Source organism: Phytoactinopolyspora limicola (assembly GCF_011320225.1).
Taxonomy (GTDB): Bacteria; Actinomycetota; Actinomycetes; order Jiangellales; family Jiangellaceae; genus Phytoactinopolyspora; species Phytoactinopolyspora limicola.
This window is the reverse complement of the sequence record NZ_JAAOEN010000006.1, coordinates 101,577-121,747: the sequence shown is the minus strand read 5'-3', so window position 1 is coordinate 121,747 and position 20,171 is coordinate 101,577. Positions and strand designations below refer to the sequence as shown.

16 protein-coding genes are annotated in these 20,171 nt (G+C 63.9%); 9 read left to right on the top strand and 7 right to left on the bottom strand.

The window, feature by feature from the left end:
* The first annotated feature begins 114 nt into the window (after positions 1-114).
* Positions 115-3,192, top strand: a complete 3,078-nt coding sequence (locus G8760_RS16200; protein WP_166352980.1) for a DEAD/DEAH box helicase — start codon at positions 115-117, stop codon at positions 3,190-3,192.
* A 156-nt stretch (positions 3,193-3,348) separates the two neighbouring features.
* Here G8760_RS16200 and darG read toward each other — a convergent pair whose 3' ends face one another.
* Positions 3,349-4,422, bottom strand: a complete 1,074-nt coding sequence (darG, locus tag G8760_RS16195; protein WP_207782425.1) for a type II toxin-antitoxin system antitoxin DNA ADP-ribosyl glycohydrolase DarG — start codon at positions 4,420-4,422, stop codon at positions 3,349-3,351.
* Between the two features lie 18 nt (positions 4,423-4,440).
* Positions 4,441-5,079, bottom strand: coding sequence for a type II toxin-antitoxin system toxin DNA ADP-ribosyl transferase DarT (darT, locus tag G8760_RS16190; protein WP_425502339.1), 639 nt, complete (start codon positions 5,077-5,079; stop codon positions 4,441-4,443).
* Positions 5,080-5,597: 518 nt separating this feature from the next.
* On the opposite strand from darT, the gene G8760_RS16185 reads away from it, so the two are divergent.
* On the top strand, positions 5,598-7,487 hold the full coding sequence (locus G8760_RS16185) for a DNA/RNA helicase domain-containing protein (RefSeq protein WP_166352974.1): 1,890 nt from the start codon (positions 5,598-5,600) through the stop codon (positions 7,485-7,487).
* A 44-nt stretch (positions 7,488-7,531) separates the two neighbouring features.
* Complete coding sequence (locus tag G8760_RS30300; protein ID WP_246222577.1) at positions 7,532-7,912, top strand: nucleotide pyrophosphohydrolase; 381 nt, start codon at positions 7,532-7,534, stop codon at positions 7,910-7,912.
* A gap of 57 nt (positions 7,913-7,969) precedes the next feature.
* Here G8760_RS30300 and G8760_RS16175 read toward each other — a convergent pair whose 3' ends face one another.
* The 5 genes from G8760_RS16175 to G8760_RS16155 all read right to left on the bottom strand — a co-directional run bounded on the left by G8760_RS16175 (position 7,970) and on the right by G8760_RS16155 (position 15,185).
* Positions 7,970-8,317 (bottom strand): hypothetical protein, encoded by a 348-nt coding sequence (locus tag G8760_RS16175; protein ID WP_166352972.1) that lies wholly within the window; start codon positions 8,315-8,317, stop codon positions 7,970-7,972.
* Positions 8,314-10,749 (bottom strand): AAA family ATPase, encoded by a 2,436-nt coding sequence (locus G8760_RS16170; protein WP_166352970.1) that lies wholly within the window; start codon positions 10,747-10,749, stop codon positions 8,314-8,316. Before G8760_RS16170 ends, G8760_RS16175 begins: the two co-directional genes overlap by 4 nt.
* A gap of 261 nt (positions 10,750-11,010) precedes the next feature.
* The gene (locus G8760_RS16165; RefSeq protein ID WP_166352968.1) at positions 11,011-11,553 is read right to left on the bottom strand and encodes a hypothetical protein; all 543 of its coding nucleotides are present in this window, start codon (positions 11,551-11,553) and stop codon (positions 11,011-11,013) included.
* An 825-nt stretch (positions 11,554-12,378) separates the two neighbouring features.
* On the bottom strand, positions 12,379-13,497 hold the full coding sequence (locus G8760_RS16160; protein ID WP_166352966.1) for a Fic family protein: 1,119 nt from the start codon (positions 13,495-13,497) through the stop codon (positions 12,379-12,381).
* A gap of 551 nt (positions 13,498-14,048) precedes the next feature.
* Complete coding sequence (locus tag G8760_RS16155) at positions 14,049-15,185, bottom strand: Fic family protein (RefSeq protein ID WP_207782423.1); 1,137 nt, start codon at positions 15,183-15,185, stop codon at positions 14,049-14,051.
* A 684-nt stretch (positions 15,186-15,869) separates the two neighbouring features.
* Here G8760_RS16155 and G8760_RS16150 point away from each other — a divergent pair.
* The 6 genes from G8760_RS16150 to G8760_RS16125 all read left to right on the top strand — a co-directional run bounded on the left by G8760_RS16150 (position 15,870) and on the right by G8760_RS16125 (position 20,125).
* Positions 15,870-16,226, top strand: a complete 357-nt coding sequence (locus G8760_RS16150; RefSeq protein WP_166352962.1) for an ArsR/SmtB family transcription factor — start codon at positions 15,870-15,872, stop codon at positions 16,224-16,226.
* Complete coding sequence (locus G8760_RS16145) at positions 16,216-16,710, top strand: SRPBCC family protein (RefSeq protein WP_166352960.1); 495 nt, start codon at positions 16,216-16,218, stop codon at positions 16,708-16,710. Before G8760_RS16150 ends, G8760_RS16145 begins: the two co-directional genes overlap by 11 nt.
* A complete protein-coding gene (locus G8760_RS16140; protein ID WP_166352958.1) occupies positions 16,710-17,375 on the top strand; it encodes a dihydrofolate reductase family protein in 666 nt (221 codons plus the stop codon). Before G8760_RS16145 ends, G8760_RS16140 begins: the two co-directional genes overlap by 1 nt.
* Positions 17,376-17,941: 566 nt before the next feature.
* Positions 17,942-18,211, top strand: coding sequence for a helix-turn-helix transcriptional regulator (locus G8760_RS16135; RefSeq protein ID WP_166352956.1), 270 nt, complete (start codon positions 17,942-17,944; stop codon positions 18,209-18,211).
* Between the two features lie 194 nt (positions 18,212-18,405).
* Positions 18,406-18,771 (top strand): alpha/beta fold hydrolase, encoded by a 366-nt coding sequence (locus G8760_RS16130; protein ID WP_166352954.1) that lies wholly within the window; start codon positions 18,406-18,408, stop codon positions 18,769-18,771.
* Positions 18,772-18,856: 85 nt separating this feature from the next.
* Positions 18,857-20,125, top strand: coding sequence for an ATP-binding protein (locus tag G8760_RS16125; protein ID WP_166352952.1), 1,269 nt, complete (start codon positions 18,857-18,859; stop codon positions 20,123-20,125).
* Positions 20,126-20,171 lie beyond the last annotated feature (46 nt).

The following is a 20,171-nucleotide window of genomic DNA, read 5'->3' as shown; positions in this document are numbered from 1 at the left end:
CGTCACCCATCGGTGCGCTCAAGTCATAGCGGTGTTTAAGCCTGGCTGGCCCTATCGGGAGCGTTGGCGCCAGAGCACGCCGGTTCTGGCCGGCTGGTCTGAGAGAGTGTGCCTGTGGGCGCATGGGCGGAGGGGATCTACGAGGCACTGCGTACCGTTGCGCTCGATCGGGAACTTGATTCACCGGACGGCGTCGTACCTGTTCTTCAACCTGTCGACCGGGAAGCTGCCGCGGACGTGCTCGCGCGGCACATCGCCGCGTTGGTCCGGCGGGCGGTCGAAGCGGAGCCAGACACCGAGCGCCGAGTCGCCCTGGTCAACCAGATCACCGAACACCTGAATGCCGACGACGACGCCCTGCCCGGCACCATCGAGCAGTTGCTGGCGCTCTCGTCGGCCGAGCCGGTGGCTGGTCGCACCTGGCCGCGGCCGGTGACGCCGCTGTCGGACGCAGCGTTGCTCACCAACTCACCCGGTGAACCCGCATTGTCCACCGAACTGCGGGCGGAGCTGGCCAGCGCTGACCGCGTCGACCTGCTGTGTGCGTTCATCCGCTGGCACGGACTGCGCGTCCTGGAAGAACCGCTCCAGGAGCTTCGTGAGCGTGGAGCGCCGTTCCGGGTCATCACCACCACGTATGTCGGCGCGACGGAGCGCCGAGCCGTCGACGAGCTGGTCAACAGATTCGGCGCCCAGGTAAAGATCAACTACGAGACGCAGTCCACCAGGCTGCACGCCAAGGCGTGGCTGCTGCGCCGCAACTCCGGGTTCGACACCGCCTACGTTGGTAGCTCGAATCTCTCCAGGTCAGCGCTGGTAGACGGGCTGGAGTGGAACGTCAGGCTCTCCGGCGTGGCCACCCCGGACCTGCTCCGCAAGTTCGAGGCCACGTTCGACACCTACTGGGAGTCGAATGCGTGCCTGCCCTACAACCCCGGCACCGACGCCGAACTCTTCGACGACGCCATCAGCCGGGCACGCAACCGCGGAGCGGGCACGTCGTCCATCACTGTCTCGGGCCTCGACGTGCGTGCGATGCCGCACCAGGTGGAGATACTCGAAGCGTTGGAGAGCGAACGCGCTCTGCACGGACAGCACCGGAACCTCGTGGTCGCGGCCACCGGCACGGGGAAGACGGTCGTCGCTGCCTTGGATTACCGGCGTATCGCGGAGGCCACTGACGGAGCGTCGCCCACCCTGCTCTTCGTCGCTCACCGCTCGGAGATTCTGGATCAGTCGCTGCGCACCTACCGCGAAGTAATGCGTGACGGCACGTTCGGCGAGACGTACGTGGGCGGCCAGCGGCCCGAGCGATGGCGCCACGTCTTTGCCAGTGTGCAGTCGTTGTCGAGCCTCGACGTCACCACGATTTCTCCTGACCACTTCGATGTGGTGGTGGTCGACGAGTTCCACCACGCCGAGGCTGCCAGCTATCGGCGGATCCTCGACCACTTACAGCCCAAGGAACTACTCGGGCTCACGGCCACACCCGAGCGCGGTGACGGCGTCGACGTGCGCGCCTTCTTCAACAACCGCTCCGCGTATGAGCTGCCGCTGTGGGACGCCGTCGCCGCCGATCTCCTGGTGCCGTTCCACTACTTCGGTGTGAACGACGACGTCGACCTCACCCGCATCGAGTGGAGGCGCAACCGTTACGACGACGCCGCGCTGAGCCGGCTGTATACGGGGAACGACGCACGAGCGCGGCGGGTGCTCGCCACCGTGCGAGACAAGGTCGCTGATCCGCAGCAGATGCGGGCGCTCGGCTTCTGCGTGTCCGTCGCACATGCCGAGTACATGGCGCACGTGTTCTGCCAATCCGGGTTGCCGGCGATCGCGGTGTCCGGATCCACCAGGACCCACGATCGCGCCGAGGCGATCGAGAAACTCCGGCGCGGCGACGTCACTACGCTGTTCGCGGCGGACCTGTTCAACGAGGGTCTGGACATTCCCGAAGTGGACACCGTGTTGTTCCTGCGGCCCACCCAGAGCGCCACGATCTTCTTGCAGCAGTTCGGACGCGGCCTGCGTCGGGCGCCGGGCAAGGCGGTCCTGACCGTTTTGGACTTCATCGGTCAGCACCGCAAGGAGTACCGGTTCGACATGCGGTACCGGGCGCTGACTGGGGCTACGCGGCGGGCGCTGAGCCGACAGATCGAGCAGGGATTCCCGTTCCTGCCGTCGGGGTCGCAGATCGTGCTGGACCGGGTAGCTCGCCAGACGGTGCTGGAGAACGTGCGGTCTCAGCTACGCACGTTGCGCCGCGACCTGGTGGGCGAGGTGCGCTCGTATGGTGTCGCGTCGCTCGCGACGTATTTGTACGAGGCTGAGCGCGAGGTCGTCGACGTCTATCGGTCGAACGGGTCGTGGACTTCTCTGCGGCGAGAGGCTGGGCAAGACATGCCGGCGGCCGGGCCTGGCGAGGGCAAGCTTCTGCGCCGGATGGCGGCTTTGGCGCACGTCGACGATCCGGAACGGGCGTCCGCGTATGCCCGGCTGGTTGAGGCGGACGGGCAGTCTTATGGCGCGATCTCCGCACGTGATCAGCGATTCGCCCGGATGTTGTTCTTCTCGCTGTGGCCGGACGGGGGCGGTTTCGGCTCGTACGACGACGGTCTGGCCGCGCTTCGCCGGCATCCGGCAGTGTGCGACGAGATTCGCCAGATCGTCGCTCTCGGCGCTGACCGGACCAGGTACCTGCCGGAGGCTTTGGACAGCGAACTTGGGCACGTGCCGATGAGCAGCCACGCGCACTACCGGCGTGAGGAGATCCTCGCGGCACTGGGCTATGCGAATCTCCGGCGGCCGCCCCGTCATCACCAGTCCGGCGTCGTGTGGGTGGAGTCGGAGAACGTTGATGCGTTCCTGGTCAGCCTGACCAAGAGCGAGAAGGAGTTCCTGCCGACGACGATGTATCGGGACTATGCCATCAGCCCAGAGCTATTCCACTGGGAGTCGCAGAACTCGACGTCGCTGGCCTCCCCGACCGGGCGGCGGTATCTGAGCGGCAGCTCGCACGTGCTGCTGTTTGTTCGCAACACGACGTCCGACGATCTAGGCGCCGCGCCGTACCTGTGCCTCGGTGAGGCGTCGTACGTGTCTCACCAGGGCGAAAGGCCCATCGCGATGACGTGGCGGTTGCGGCGCGCGATGCCGGCGGAGACGTTCAGTGTCGCGTCAGTGGCCGCCTGAGCACACCTTCCCCGCGGGATTCGAAGGCGCTTTCGAGCGGTCTGGTCCGTATGTCTAGTGGTCCTCAAAGCATGTTAACTAGCATGTGCGTTGGCCGAGCATGTTAGTTAACAAGCCTACCGCTCATCGCGTCCAATGCTGAGTCCGGCCGCACGCCTACGGGTCTGGCAGCTGCGTAACTTGAGGCAACCAGCCTGTTTGCCTCAACTTGTTCCACGCAGCTGTGATGTGTCCTTGCGTGAACATACCAGCCTTGCGTGACGTCCACTCCTGAACAAGCTTGACCGCACGGTTCACCTCGTCTGCAGCGCTGGGATCATCGTTGGACGCAATCCAATGCACGCTCGCTAGGAGCTCGAGGCCGTAGTCGGACTCGAATCCCTCGACGAGCTGCATGACCGACTCGATACGTTGGACCGTCTCAGGGTGATCGGCCAGGACCGTGTCAGCTGGTCCCTCTGCGGCTGGCAGCACTACGAGGGGTTCAGCTTCCCTGACGCGCTTGCTTCCGTCGCCATACCCGCTGAGGTAGTGGTTCTCGATGAGGGACAGCACGTGTCGAAGGTTGTCGGCATAGGGGCCGTACCTGCCCTTCTCGTAATTAAGCCGTAGCGGCTCTCCCGCGCATTGCAGGAAGTACATGAGCTTCTGCACTTCGATCAACGACACGCCGAACGAAACCCCGCTGTAGCGCTTAAGTGTTTTGATCAGCGCTGCACGACCGGGCGTCATTCGCGGCGGTGCTGTCCGAACGCGCATGTCCGCAGCAGCAGGCGCCTCTCCCGGAGGGAAGACCAGCACGTCGACTCCAGTCACGTCTTTGAGCGCAGCCCGAATGCGTGGCTCCACGTCGCTCCAGTCGAGTCCACCGTTACCGCAACCGAGCGGCGGCACAGCAATCGAGGAGATACCAAGCTGTTTTATGACCCGCACCAGACTCTCAAGCCCACGTTCGATGTCAGCCAGGCGTGACCGAGCCCGCCAATGCCCCTTAGTCGGAAAATTGATCACGAACCGGGGACCCTCGATCGTGCCCGTCTCCCACACGTGCATCTCACCGAGTTGAATCTGGCCGAGCTTCGCCGCGTTGGCGTACTCCTTGAACATCTCTGGGTAGGCCCGCTTGAACTGCAGCGCCAGCCCTTTGCCCATGACACCTTGAGTGTTGACGGTGTTGACGAGTGCATCTGCGTCGGCTTCGAGCAGGCTGCCGTGAGCTTCGCGGATCACGTGCGTCCTCCTCATAGTTCAGAAGTACCAGCTGGGTCTGACAATGACGGGTGTTGTAGCTCCCACGCTACCCAGAACGCTTTGAACACGCTCAGCAGTGTGCTTGGTGCGTGTTGCCACATGCGTGAACGCACGCCAGGGAACCCGATCATGCACCAGGCACTCGGCCATCCGACGTTCCTTCCTATCGGGGAAGTCAGGAGTGTTGTACCAGTACTGAGCCTGCATCAGTTCCCAGTCGATCAGGTCGTCCAGATCTCTCACATTGTCTGTGAACCGAGCAAGGCTGAGCACGGCATTCCGATCGGAGAACACGACCTTGAGCTGCTGTTCAATCAGGGTCTCCACAGTCGTCACGAGGTACACCAGATCGTCGCAACCGTTCTGATACGTCGCAACGCCGCCTTTCTCGATCATGAACATCATGGGGCTCCTGGGCGCGAAATAGAACGGGACATACTCGCCGACGGTGCGACCCGGTCCGACGTCGACAGATCGCGCACGGCGGCGTGCCTTGACGTCTTGGAGACCAACCTCATTTGCGAGCACACCTGTAGCTCTGGCCTCGGAATCGCTGAGGAGTCCATTCGCTACAACGGTCTCGAGGTGTCCCATATGCGTGAAGTGGAGTACGTACGCTGGGCTTGGACGTGCCACGGACCTCACCGATTCCCCTCACCCGCCAGCATGCGTCGACTGTAACGATCACGCGCAGGCTCTGTGAACTTGTTAACGCACCGCGGCAGGCCGCAGTCGTTCAGCGTCGCCAGTGGAACTCCCGCCAGACACATGGTGTGGCCCTATGGACTGCCATCCTGGCATGGCGTCAATGAATGACCTTCGCCCCTAATGTTGTGTTCGGGTGGCGATGACAACCGCACCTACTCGGACTAGTGGTGCGGCATGCCTCCCGACGCGCTGATTGCCTTGCCGACCCGTACACGGACGGCGGTGCCCGAAAGGCGACGTCACCCCGGAGACAACCGTCGGGCGCGGACGAAGTTCTGAGGTCAGGACAGTACGCGCCCAGAACCGGCCCGGCGCCGCGACGCGATGATGTCTTCGTCCGCTAGGGTCATCTCTGCAAGGTTGCGGCCCGACGGGCTTCTGCTTATCGGCGGATATGCCCCCACCCGCACGAGTAACTTCGTGCTGCCCTGGGGGTTCTGTCGCCGATGTCGGCGTTCCGCGTCTCTGCCGAAGGCTTGGCTGCGCTGGCACTTGAGGGCACGTTGGCGGTCCGCATCTCAGAGCACGTCCGGTACACAACGGGTGCGCGGGTTTCGGATGCGGAGATGCGCTCGTGGGATCGCAGTCTCCCGATCCTTGCTCGTGATCTGGTTGATGCCGATCTTGGCGCCGTCGAGATGCTCATCGAGCATCGGTTGCCACTGACCAGCAAACGCGTGGACGTCATTCTCGCTGGCACCGACCCACGTACCGGTGACGACTCGTACGTGGTGGTCGAGCTGAAGCAGTGGAGCAGCGCCGAGGCTTGGGAGGACGACGACCAGCTGGTGCTCGCAGAGGGCACTCGTGGCGGCCCAAGGCTGAATCCGGCCATTCAGGTACGTGGCTACTGCGAGCATCTGATCGACTTCACAGCCTCGCTCAATGGCCAAGAAGGTGCGGTGAAGGGGGTGGTCTACCTTCACAACGCCACCGACCACGGCGTACAGGATCTCTTCAGCCTCCGCCAGGACGAGCACAGCCGTATGTTCACTGCGCAGCGCAGGAGCGAGTTCCTCGAGTACCTCCGCCATCATCTGGCGCCGTCGCCGGGTGCGCCCGCCGCCGACCGGCTCATGGCAAGCGCGATCCGGCCCAGCCGCCAGCTCCTAGCCGTAGCCGCGGACGAGATCAAGAACCGCGAGCAATTCACCCTGTTGAACGAACAGCGGCTCGCCTACGAGCTGGTGTTGCATGCGGTGGAGCGGGCACATCGGCAGGACGGCAAGCGCGTGGTCGTCGTGAGAGGCGGGCCGGGGAGCGGTAAGAGTGTCATTGCCCTTTCGCTGCTCGGCGAGCTATCTCGCCAGGGCAGGACCGTCATCCATGCCACTGGCTCGAAATCCTTCACCGAGACCTTGCGCAGGTACGCAGGTAAGGGCTCGACCCGGCTCAAGAATCTGTTCAAGTACTTCAACAGCTTCATGAGCATCGAGCCGAACAGCTTCGACGTCCTTATCGCCGACGAAGCGCACCGCATCCGGGAGACGTCGGCCAACCGCTTCACCCGCGCAGCCGAACGCACCGGAAGGCCCCAGGTCGACGAGCTGATCTCGGTCGCCCGAGTTCCGGTCTTCCTCCTCGACGAACACCAGGTGGTGAAACCTGGTGAGATCGGCTCGGTCGAGGCGATCTACGAGGCCGCGCGTCGTCGGAATCTGGAGGTCTATCCTGTCGACCTCGAGGGTCAGTTCCGCTGTGGTGGTAGTGCGAGTTACGAGCGATGGGTCAGGAACCTGCTCGGCCTTGATCCGGGCGGCCCGGTCGCGTGGGAGGGCGACGACCGGTTCGAGGTGCAGGTGGCCGACTCGCCGATGGAGCTCGAGGCGATTCTCGCGGGCAAGCTTGACGAGGGATTCTCCGCGCGGATGTCGGCGGGGTTCTGCTGGCCGTGGAGTGACCCCCGCGACGACGGCACACTTGTCGCAGACGTTCAGATCGACGACTGGGCGCGGCCCTGGAACGCCAAGAGCGACCGTTCCGTTGGCGGCGCACCCGGGCGTTCGTACTGGGCCACCGACCCCGCCGGCTTCGGCCAGGTTGGGTGTATCTACACAGCTCAAGGATTCGAGTACGACTGGTCAGGCGTGATCATCGGTCCCGATTTGATTGCCCGGGATGGTCGATTGCGAACCAACCGCAGCGCCAACCGCGACCCGTCGTTCCGCAGCCGCAATGCTGTGAGCGACGAGGAATTCGATCGCCTCGTTCGCCACATCTACAAGGTGCTCCTTACACGTGGAATGGTCGGCACAGTCCTTTACGCCACCGATCCCGAGACCCGGGAGTTCCTGGCGAGTTTGATCGAACAGACCCGCACGCGGACTTCTGCATGAGCGAAGCGCTCGGCCGATGAGGTCATGCTGGTAAACATGGATGCGTGACTGAATCCGACGGAGCTGTAGCTCGCTCGACGAATTCTGGCGATCCGGGCGACCGTCTCGCCGAACTGACTGGCCGGCTTGCAGCGTTCGCTGCCGAGAGGGATTGGGAGCAGTTCCACACGCCGAAAAACCTGGCAATGGCGCTGGCGGGTGAGGTGGGCGAGCTGGTGGCGGAACTCCAATGGCTCACACCCGACGAGGCCGCGACCGTCATGTCGGACGACGCCAAGGCCGCGGACCGGATCCGCTCTGAGCTTGCGGACGTGACGAACTATCTTGTTCAGCTGGCCGCCGCGCTCGACGTGGATCTCATCGCCGCTGCGCACAATAAGCTCGACGAGGTTTCGCACCGCTACCCGCCTGCCCGTATTGAATAGTGGCACCACCTCGCGCTTCGGGTGCTGCCCGCGTTGTTCAAACTGCCACGGACAGCGTCACCCGCTGAGCTGGCGGACGCGGGTGAGGAATCGCCGGACCTCGTCGTGGCTGGGCGCGATCTCGTACGCGTGCTGATGACAGGCTCGGCTGAGTCCCCACCACGCCATGTTGGCCTCGCTGGCGACGGACGGGGTCACAGCCGACAGGCAGGCGAGCTGAACTCGCATGGAAGCGGCCGATACCTCCAAGCCGTGACGGGCGCAAAGGTCCTGGACCAGCCGCTCCAATGCTGTACGCCCGAGGATCGCTGCTGAGCGCGACGAGCGGGCTCGTGGTGTGTCAACGTCTCCGGCGAGGATCTGCTCGGCCAGTGTCAGCAGGCGGGCAGGGTCGGGCGTGCTCATCTCGCCTCCGATCGGAGGTCTTGGACCAACAGGCGTACGTCACCGACGGCGCCAACGGCGTCGCGTTCCAGGCCGTGATGACTGTCGCGGCCGATGACCTGCATAGCTCCGCTGCGCCGGTTGCCGCGTGCCAGCCACGGCTGCGGGTCGGCTTTGGGATCGTCATGAAGCGCAAGCGCAACCCGTTGACGAGTCGTCCGCGCTTGGTCCCAGGCCGCCTCGACGTCGTCGCGACTGATACCGCGTGCGTAGCGCCGGGCCGTGAACAACTCGCGGCAAGCGTTCTCGACGGCGAGCCGGCACAGCACGGGGATAATCCGCCGCCGGACCTCCGCGTCTGCCCCGGGATCCCGGGCGACGGCGTGAGCGTCGGACAGGTAGCGCTGTGCGGGGTCGGAGGCGTTGACTACTTCGACCTTGGATCCTTCGGCTCGATGCACCTCAAGGATCCGGGCGTCGATTCCTAAACATCGGATGGCCTCGGGCAGCCGGTTGTCGTGGGTGAACACGATGACCTGGTGGGTCCGCCCGATCCGCTCGAGGACCCGGGCCAAGCCGTCCACCTTGGCCGGGTCCATCGCCTGCACGGGGTCATCGACGACGACGAACCGGAACGGGCTTGCGGGCAACGTCGCCCGCGGTAAGAACAGTGCTAGGGCAAGGGCGTGGAGCTCGCCCTGACTCATGACGGTGAGCGCCCCGGTCTCGTGACCGTCGACCTCGGCGGAGAGCTCGACCCGGCGCCGGGTATTGGTGCCAGCCACTTCGATCGGCCCGAGATCCACGTTGCTTTCTTGTCGCAGCTCGGCCCAGATCTGCTGCGCATGGTCGGAGATGGGGCGTAGGCGCTCGTTGCGTAGCTGGTTGGCGTGCTCTTTCAGCCATGAGGCAGCCGCTTTGACCGTGACGCCACGTCGGTCCGCGTCGTCGGCCTTTCGCAGCGCGCCGACTACCTCGGCGAGGCTGCTGGCTAGGGGCGCCCAGAGGTCCTCGCGTCGTTGGCGTTCGGCTTCGGCCGCCTGCCGCAGCTCTGCCACATTCGCTACGAGGGTGGTGTAGGCGTCGAGGTACTCCTGCGGTCCGGATGCAGTGGTGACATCGACATCGCGCACAGCGCGCCAAGCGTCGGCTGCCTGTTCCTTACTGGGCAGGTCGCAGTCGACGTGGGCCTCCAGTGCCGGTGGTGCGATCGGAAGTATTGACCGCAGTTGACGCAGCGCTGTCTGGTAGGCCGCATCGGCCTTCTCGAGCGCTTCGGTCTGCTGCTTCAGCTGGGCGACTTCGCCGCGTGCCTCGCCAGCCCACGCATCGTCGAGCGTACCGACGCCGCACAGGGGACACGGCCCGGCACCGGTGACGGCTACATGCTCCAGCGCGTGATTCAGCAAGGCGGTACGGCGAACGAGCGCCTCGGCCGCGGTTCCGGACAGCTCGGCAAGCGCATGACGTGTTTGCACGCACTTCTCGACGAGGGCACGGACGTCGTCTACCGGCGGAACCGTCAGTGCAGCCAGCGTGCGCAGCACCGCCAGGTCGTCGGCCGGTGCCGTGCCCACGCCGGTGGCGAGCTGCGCGATGGCGTCATGGTCGCGCTTGCGCGCCTTCAGGAGCTTGTGCGCTTCGGCCGCACGAGCATCTTGCGATGCGTTGAGTCTGGTGAGCAGCTGCGAGACCATTTTGTTCGCTTCGCGCCGGGGTGCGGCCGCTGCCTTGGCCAAGTCGTCGAGCTGGTCCACGGCGTCAGCGATCGGCCCCAGCCCGAGCACGATGGAGAGCTTGTCGTACAACTTGCTCGGCCCGGCCTCGAGGATGCCGCCGAGCTCGTCATACGAGAGCAAAGGCCGGTAAAGCTCCAGCGGAGCAGCCCATCCGAGTGGGTCAGCAGCGGTGTCGCGCCGTTCTCCCGGGCGTTGTGTCCAGAACGTCCCACCGTCGAGCTCCGAATCAGCCGTCCAGTCCACGCCAATGGTGGTGAGGCCGGCATGCTGCTCAGCCAGCTCCACCTTGATGCCGCACGGGTCGGCGTGATGAAGGTTGCGCCAGCCGGCTCGCCACGCTGCGTTCTTCTTGTTGCTCCAGCGGTACGACGTCCGGGTCAGGGCTACTTCCACGGCCTCGCTGAACGTCGATTTGCCGGAGCCATTACGGCCCGCGACGACGGTGACCCCCGGCGCAGGATGCAAATCGAGCCGTGCCTGGACGCCGACGCCGCGGAAGCCGGTCACGGTGACCGACTTCAGGAACGCTCCGGCCGGCACGGCCGGGCTCTCTGACGCAGCTTTGGTGTTGCGCTTGGGGGCGCTGCCGATCAGTTCCGCCTGCATGTCGTCGTCGTTGGTGAATATCGACAGCAGCAGAAGGCGAGCGTCGTCGTCTAGGTCAGGAGCGTCCGCAGCCGCCCCCATGACAGTGTCCACGAGGTCAGAAGCCACGTCCGCCTTGCCAACGTCTGCGACGCCTGACATGGCGCCGCCCGGTGTGCGACCCGCTTCGTTGCCCACTTTGCCCACCTCGCCCGCCGCAATGATGATCTGTGTGGGCTATTCCTACCAGCGACCACGGACACAACGAATCGCCAGCTCGCACAGCACAGGTGACGACGTCACTTCTCGCAGAACGCGGTGGGTCAGCTGATGAGCGCGGTCAATCGGACATTCGCGTCACGTCGGAGCCGAGGTTACCTTTCGTATCGATCACGCTGTCTCAACGTGCCCGGTTAGCAGCGGCGCAAGCTCGCAACGCTGCTCCTGCCCAAGCAGTTCCCCGGCACGAATCAGGAGATCGGCCGCGGCCAGCACGGCCCCGTAGTCGCCTGGTGGCGTGGTGCCCTGGTAGGTAGCGAGCCACATGAGGACTTCTTCCCATGAGTACAAGCTGAAGGTTCCCGCGCTCAGCGGACGCGGGAAGTGCCCAGGGCCTCGCCGGCCATTCGCGAGCAGCCGCACGGACTCGTACGACCTGCCGGTGCGCTGGGCGATGTCCTTGAGTGTGACGAGGTCTTCTGAATGGATGCCAACCACACGAACGTTCAGCGAAGCGACGCGCTGGAGCCCGAAGGTGGTGTTCACGATCGCTCTTGACATCGACTCGGCTTCAGCCTCGAAGTGGATCAGCACACCGGTATCGCTTGTTTCGATGCCGGTCATGCCCAAGCCGTCCAACGACTCAAACGCATCTTCAATCTCAGCATCGCTCGGTTCACGGTCGATGATCAGCGTGATCTCGTAGGCGTCCATCACTTCTCACCTGCCTTCTGATGCTCGATGTGTGCTCGGTGTTTGGCCGTGAATCTCGCTATGATCTTCGCTCCGCCAGTTGGGTTCCTGCCCGACAAGAACACCTTGACGTGCTGTCCGCACGGGAACAGATGATCCATCCCCACGTATGCCAGCGGCTGCTCAGTGGCTTGATCTCGAAGCCCAGCTCCTCGGCCTCATCGACGGCCCGCTTGACATCCTTGTGCGCGTTGTAAGTTTACAACACCCCTGGAAGATGCTCAGGCGCTCAAGTTGACCACGCGCGATGTGACCTCCGCGTTTATCCATGCACTGTGCCGAACGTGTATTACTTTCAGTCCGTCACGTCCAGGATTTCAACCAGGGCTGGTTCACCGTTGGGCTTGCCATAGGAGAGCCGTTGGCCTGGCCGTACGTTGACGAGCAGCTTGCCAAGAGGAGAGTTTGATCTCACCCGTTCATACCCGTCGTCTTCCAAGTAGGCGTCGCTCACTATCGCCTCGTAGGCCTCGAGCCCGACGTCGTAGTAGCGAACAACAGGTACCCTCCTGGCACACGCGCTCGCCTATGATGGCGACGCCTACCGTCGTTCGTGGCCGGAGGAGGTCGGCGCGGTTAACGCACAACCTTGAATATGGCTCCGGCTTGTTCAAGGTTGCCTTCGCCGTCGTTGGCCGCCTGTGTGTCGCCTATCGCGCCGTTGCCCATGACGGCAGGGACCGGAGCACGGCAGTCTTCGACGACTGTACTTGGGAACACTGTACTTAGGTACAGGCATCGCCGAGACCGCCTTATGTCCGCCGACCGTTGCTCCGCTTCAGCGTCCTATAGTCGCCAGCGGCCCGAGGGCTTGACCCGCCTGCCGATGCGTTCGTCGAGGTCGGCGATTTCGGTCGTTACATCGCTGGCCGCCCAGACGCGGTTCCGCGCACCGCCGGTGATCTCCCGGAGGACACCGGCCTCTGCCAGTTTCTCGATTGCTTCGTACGTGCGGGGCGCGGCCGATCCCGTGATCCGCTGCGCGATCTGCGCATTGAAGTAGGGAGTTGCTACGAGCCCATCGATGAGCTTCGCCGCCGACGAGTTCGCGCGCGGGCGGACCAGGTCTCGCCACGTCTGTGGCATCTCGCTCAATCGCTGGGCTGACACCGCCGCCTCGCGCGTGGCGGTTTCCGCGGCGCGTGCCATATAGCCGATCAGCCTGCCGCCGTCACCGCGGCGATAGGCGATCAGGGATTCGAAGTAGGTGTCGACGTCTGCCAGCATGGCCGCGGCTACGGGGGCGATGACCTGCCGGGCGACAGCCCGCCTGCGGAGGGTCACGGCGATGAGTCCGCGGCCGATGCGGCCGTTGCCGTCCGTGAAAGGGTGGATCGCCTCGAACTGGCCGTGCACGAGTGCGGCTTGGGCAAGCGGCGAAAGGTCGTCCCGGTTCGCGAATGCCACGAGATCAGCCATCAGGGGCTTGATCTCCCCCGGTGGGGCGGGGACGTGGACAGCGTCGCGGGGGCTGAAGTCGCTGCCCCCGATCCAGTTCTGGACGTCGCGGTACTTGCCTGCGTATTGGCTTTCCATGGGGTCGTCTTCGAGAAGCGTGTGGTGGGCATTCAACAGTGTGGCCTCGCGGAACGGCTGACCGGGCTCCTGGCTGTGGATCAGCTTGGCCGTCGCCTCGATCGCGGCGACGGTACCCATGGCTGCACGCGAGGCTTCTTCGGCGATCGACGCCCGGGCGACGTCATCGAGGTCGGCGTACACGTGCTCGATCCGGGAGGAAGCGACCGATTCCGACCGCACCAGAAAAGACGAGAGACCCACCAGATGGGCGCCGTACTCGGCATCCAGACGGGCTATCTCCCCCTCGACGTAGCGGCAGAGTTCGGCAAGGTCAGAAGTCAGGTGAACCGGAACGTCGGCGATTCTGGGTGGCACCTCGGCCACCACCGAAGTGAGCATCCTGTCCTGATAGTTGGGCCGCCGACCGTCCCTGCCGCGCTGGTCAGGGTTGGTGCGCCACGGGATCTGACGGTGTTCGGTTGCCGGCCAGTCGAGTGCAGCCTGGCGGCCACCAGGGAGTTCGACGGGTTCGTCGGCTCGCACGTCGCCGTGCCGGCCACCTGCCGGCACACCCTTCGGCTCAGGCGGCTTCGCCATTGCCCTCCCATCCGAAACTATGGGCAGCCTTGATTACTTTTTTAAGCATAACCGTAAACAAGAGCGCCGCAAGTTACGGTTGCGGGTCGCCGCAGTCCATGCTTCAGCAGCGACATACCTATCGACGCCCCCGCCCGCGGGCCAACGCGCGGGGAACCGAGTTTTCCAATTTGGAAACTCACATCGATAGGTTCAGCCGCGACATCGGTAGACGAGCTCCCACGCTCACTCGCACCCACCATCCCCGGCGCCGAGATACTTCCCGCCGTTCGTTACGCGAGAAGGCCGACGCGACCGGACCATGACCGCGCCGCGCAAGATCTATCTCATCCGGTAGATCGTTACGGACGTTGTGGCACTGGACGTTCCGATGGGGACATCTGTGTGTCGGCGCCCGGGCTGGCGAGCAGTCGCTCGAACCCGGTGAACGCTTCAAAGAGTCCTACTGCTTCAAATGTTCGATTTCGGCGCCCTACCTTCATCTGCCGCACTACGCCTGCTTGCACCAGCCGGTTGACGGCCTCACTTGTCGCTTGAAACGTCCTCGCAATATGGGTCGCAGCAGTCGCCACCGAGAACACGGGGAGGGACGGCAGGGCTGTCACCAAGAGGTCCGTCGCCGAGTTCGCGCGCACCCGTCCGAGGCTGGACCTCCACGAACTTTCCAACGAGGCCAGATCAGTGGCGAACTGCGACGAGTCGCGGCACGCACGGCCGGCAGCGGAGAGGAACAGTTCCACCCACAACAGTTGGCCCGACACCGTGGAACCATCGACTCGAGTTTGGTCGAGTGCATCTATATACGTGTCGGCCTGGGTCGCGAGAACAAGGGAAACCGGTGGCACCACCCGTGTCGCAACGCCGCGGCGGCGCAAGACCAGTTGAATGAGTGCTCGCCCAGCCCGCCCGTTGCCATCGGCAAAAGGATGGATGGTCTCGAACTGTGAATGAGCGAGGGCTGCCTGCAAGAGCGCTGGGTGCTCCTCTCCGGAGATGTATGCGGCGAGGTCATCAAGGAGGGCGGGAACGTACGCCTCGGGTGGCGGCACGAAGGCGGCGGAGCATGGATTTACTCCACCGATCCAGTTTTGCTCGCTGCGCACGACACCGGCCCATCTCTCATCGCGCGTTCCTACAAGCAACGCCTTGTGGACCATCCCGATGTCGTCGACTGTTACCGGCATGTTCGGATCCGAGGCGAGGGTGAGAGCTTCGTCGAGCGCTTTGACATTGCCGAGGACCGCTCTGGCGGTCTCATCAGTGACTGGTAGGCCCTCTCGTTCAGCTGCCTCACTGCGGGCCAAGCGACGAACATTGAGGACTAAGCCCTCTATGTTCGAGGAAGCGACCGCCTCTGCACGCAGAAGGAACCTCGCGAGGGGCTCAAGATTCGCCAAACCGGGGTGAGCATCGTTGAGATGGCGCACCTGTTGCTCGACGTCGACCACGTCGGCCGCCGCAGAAGCCGACAGATCCAAGTCGATTCCTACGAGAGGCTCCGGGACGTAGGCTTGGTACCGGCACGATGTGCGTTCAGCGCGGGTAGCCCCGGAGGGATCAGCCGGCCATGTTCGCGCCTCGTAACGTCCCATCAATTACCTCCCTTATTCAAGGTTAGCGCATAACCTTGAATAAGGGCTCGGCGTATTCAAGCCTGTCTTCACCGCTACCGGCAACACACCGACGGCCCCTGTCGACCACCTACCTGCGCATTTGTGGCCGTTCGGCAACAACGCGGTATGTGATCGAACGACCACACTTGGCACCTGATCCAAGCCAACACCGGTAAACATGGCTTTGCCTACAACCCGAGCTACGGCGGGCGGCGGGCGCATACCAAAAGCTTCAGTCAGCGAGCCGCGACACAGAGGGCAAGTGGCAGCAAGCAAGACCGGGTTCGCGACTACGTGATGCACCACGCCCCCACGGCTATGCGCCTGGCAGACATCCGTGCCGCGTTGCCGGGGGTCAGCGACCAGACGATCCGGCTCGTGCTGAACCGCTTGCGCGATGAAGGGATCGTGGCGCCCGACGGCTTCGGGCGTTCAGCTGCCTGGATACGCCTACCGCGTCATTGACGCACCGCGCCTCACCTCCGCGCGGTGTCGATGTCGCACAAACGCCTCGCTTGACGTATTCCCATATGGGAATATGATGGGTGCATGCCTCGAGCAGCAACCACATCCGACACGTTCAACGCGATCGCCGAGCCGCAGCGTCGCGGCATCTTGGAGCTGCTCAAGAACGGCGAGCGCCCCGTTCTGGAGCTCGCCAAGGAGCTCGGCATCCCGCAGCCCAGTGCGTCCAAACACCTCCGGGTGCTGCGGGAGGTGCAGCTAGTCCAGGTCCGCGAGGTCGGCAAGCAGCGGCTCTACGGCTTGGACGCCCGCGGCCTACAGCCCATCCACGAGTGGGTGGGCGGCTTTGCGGAGTTCTGGAACGAGAGCTTCGACCGATTGAACACCTACGTGCAGGAACTCAAGAGCGAGTCGCAGAAAGAGAACCCCGATGACAACTAACTCAGCACACCAGACAACCGCCGACCGCGAGATCGTGATCACTCGCACCATCGATGCACCGCGCGACCTGGTGTTCAGCGCCTTCACCGAGGTGCGCCACCTGTCGCAGTGGTGGGGGCCCAATGGGTTCACCACCACAACGCGCGCGTTCGAGTTCCGTGAGGGCGGCGTCTGGAGTTTCACCATGCACGGCCCGGACGGCACGGATTATCCGGAGTGGATCACCTGGCGCGAGATCGTGCGCCCGGAGCGGATCGTCCTGTTGCATGGCGAGTCGGCGGACGACCCGAATGCCTTCGAGTCGATTCTGACCTTCGACGACGACGGCGACACCACCGACGTCGTCATGCGGACGATCTTCCCGACCGCCGAACTCCGCGACCAAGCAGCCAAGGAGCACCACGCGATCGAGGGGGGCCAGCAGACCATTGGCCGGCTGGCGGAGTACGTCACCAGCCAGAACAACTCGACGGAAGGCCAGTGATGACGGACAAGGTGTTCTTCAGCGTCTCGATGTCGCTCGACGGGTACGTCGCACCCGAGAGCAGCCCGGACGACGTCGACGCGCTCCGACGTGGCGAGACCACACCCGGCCTCAAAGCGTGGACGGCTCAGTGGTCGAAGCTTCAGGCATGGGTACTCGGACAGCGCTTCTTCCGCCAGAACCTGAAGTTCGGCGAGGGGGGCAAGGAAGGCCGCGACAACACCATCCTCGAAGAGACGTTCCGCCGCACCGGCGCCAGCGTCATGGGCAAGCGGATGTTCGACCTTGGTGAAGTCAGCTGGCCGGAGGAGGCGCCGTTCCACACCCCCGTCTACGTCGTGACTCATGAGGTCCGAGAGCCTTGGGAACGCCCCGGCGGCACGACGTTCTATTTCGTGAACGACGGCATCGAAAGCGCACTTGAGCAGGCCCGTAAGGCGGCCGGAGATCGAGATGTTCGCATCGCCGGCGGCGGCGACACGATCCTCCAGTACCTGAACGCGGGCCTGGTCGACGAGTTTTCCATCGCCCTCTCGCCCGTACTCTTCGGCAAAGGGGTCCAGCTCTTCGACGGCATCGACCCCGAGCGCGCCACCATCAAGCAGACAAAAACGGAACCGTCAGCGCAGGTCACGCACCTGAACTACGCGGTAGTCCGCACGTAGTTGGAAAGCGCCGCCGTCGCTCGTCGACGTTCAGGCGCATCACCTCAGCGAAGTGGCCATCGATCTGGTTATCGACGGCGTGATCGTGAGCGGATTCGTGCCTCAGGCACCGGTGATCGTGAGCGGATTTGCGTTGCCATAGCGACTCGACAGCGCTCACGATCACCTTCGGCGTGGGCCGGAATCTGCTCATGATCACCGGGGTCGGTGCGGGGTGGTGAGGCCGAGGACGTTGAGGACGTCGTTGCCGACCGACGCGGTATCGCCGTCGGCCGTCATTCGCTGAGGAGTCGCGCCGCCCATCGATGTGCAGGCTCGCCCGTCGTCGCTACCGTCCATATTCAAGGTTGATGCATAACCTTGAATATGGGGGCGGCGTATTCCAGCTGTGGTCAGTGTTCATGTGCCGTAGACGAACCACGGTGTGTGCGTCGTTGGCCCTGTGCGCAGCACGAACGTTGGGCTAGCTTTGACCGCGCATCACGTGTCTACGTTCGCAGACCTTTGATAGTGTCTACGTACATAGACATTTTGATTTCGTCTACATTCGTGGACAGGAGAGTGTGATGGCGAGCATCTCGGATGCGCGGCAGCTAGGTGCCGCGGTGCGGGCCGAACGTAAGCGACGTGGAATGTCTCAGGTCGCGCTGGCTGAGAACGCCAGAGTGTCTCGTGCGTGGCTGGCAAAGTTCGAGGCCGGCCATCCGGCGGCCAGCACCGAGCAGGTGTTTCTTGTGTTACGAGCGCTCGGCCTGGCGCTCGAACTCACGACGCCCAAGACGACAGCCGCCGAGGCTGCCCTGCTCGCTGCACTTGCCGCTCGGGAGCAAGGCTGATGGCGACACCAGGAGATCTGAGTGTGTTCAATCGACGCGATCACGGCTCACGTCAAGCAGCTGACGTCTCGCCTCAACGATCGGCGCCGCGCGCCGCGCCCGCCGCCGCCGCCCGAGCCGACTTCTGCTCGGTGAGCACGAACGGCAAGGCGGTGTCCCTGTAACAGATTGTTGGCAGCCGTAGGCTGCGCCGCATGGAGTCCCTGAGCGTGACTGGTGCCCAGATCGCCTTCCGTGTGACGGGCAGCGGGCCACCTCTCCTGGCGCCGGAGTGCAACTACACGTGGACTCCCGAGCACGAGCAGATGATGGCCCGACGATTCACGCTGATCGTGGCTTCGCCGCGGGACTTCGGTGCTAGTACCCGTACAGGTGGGTCTTATGTTCCGGGCCTGTGGGCATCGGACATGTTTGCGGTCGCCCGACACCTTGGTCACCCGCGGTTCCTCTGCTTCGGTTACTCGTTTACCGGCGCGTTCGGTCCTTGGTTGGCGATGCGGCTGGCTGAACAGTGTCTGGGCCTGTTGGCAGGGGCAGCTGGCGGTCGGCGATTCTGCTAGTTCGATGATGGAATCGCTGCTAGTTCGATGATAGGATCGCTGCTAGTTCGATGATAGATTGTCTGCTGCTTCAACGGAGCTGCTCATGGGTAGGGGTACGTATCGGTCTCGTATCGTCGATGACCAGATCAAAACGGATCTCGCGGCGATGGGCGCGGTTGTCCTTGAGGGGCCTAAGGCCTGCGGCAAGACTGAGACCGCGCGTCAGCATGCCGCCAGCGAGGTAAGACTCGACGTTGACGAGGCGGCAGCGGAACTGGTGCGGTTGGACCCAGGTCTCGTGCTAGACGGCGCCGTTCCCCGGCTGATCGATGAATGGCAGGTCGAGCCTCGTCTATGGAACGCGGTACGAAGAGCAGTAGACGATCGCCGAGAACCCGGACAGTTCTTGCTCACCGGATCCGCAACACCGGAGCCAGACGCGCGTCGCCACTCAGGCGCTGGTCGTATGGCTCGAGTACAGATGCGCCCGATGAGCTTATGGGAGAGCGGCGATTCGACCGGGCAAGTTTCCCTTGCTGCGCTGTTCAGCGGAGAGCCGGCCCGGGGGCGCAGCGAGGCGAGCATCGCCGACTACGCTCATTTGATCGTTCGTGGCGGTTGGCCCGAGATCGTTACCGGCGCTGTGCCAAATCCGGAGCGGTTCACTCGTAACTATCTTGTCTACGCGGTAGAGCACGCCATCCCGTCTGCTGGCGGCACGCACCACGATCCGGCGCGTCTGGAGCGGTTTCTCCGGGCATACGCACAGTTCACGGCTCATCCTGCGCCGCTTACCAAGATTGTCTCTCGAGTAGTGGGGGACGACTCGCCCGTGGCTGGTCGAGACCAAACGCTGACATGGCAAACCGCCGATGCCTATCGAGAAGCTGCTGGGCAGTTGATGCTCACGTCCGACCTGCCAGCGTGGAGCCCAGAACTGAGATCGCGTACCAGGTTGGCCGAGTTGAGCAAGCGCCATCTCGTTGACCCTTCCCTGGCGGCGTCTCTTCTCGGCTCAAATGCTGAGAGGTTGCTCAAGAATCCCTTCATCCTGGGAAGCTTGTTCGAGTCTCTCGTGACGCGGGATTTGCTGGTCTACGCGCAGGCCTTGGACGCCTCGGTTTATCACTATCGTGAGCGTAACGGCGATCTCGAAGCTGACATGATCATCGAGAATCGTGATGGGACCTGGATCGGCGTCGAAGTGAAGCTCGGGCATGACATAGACGGTGCGGCGGCGTCCCTCCGGCGGATCGCAGAACGGCGGATCGCCCGGGAACCAGAAGCGCTCGTCGTGATCACGGCCGGCGAATACGCGTATCGGCGACCCGACCACGTCGATGTCGTTCCAATCGGTGCGCTCAAGCCATAGTCAGAGGACGGGTACAGGTCTGGTATGCAGCAGATCCGGCCGTCCT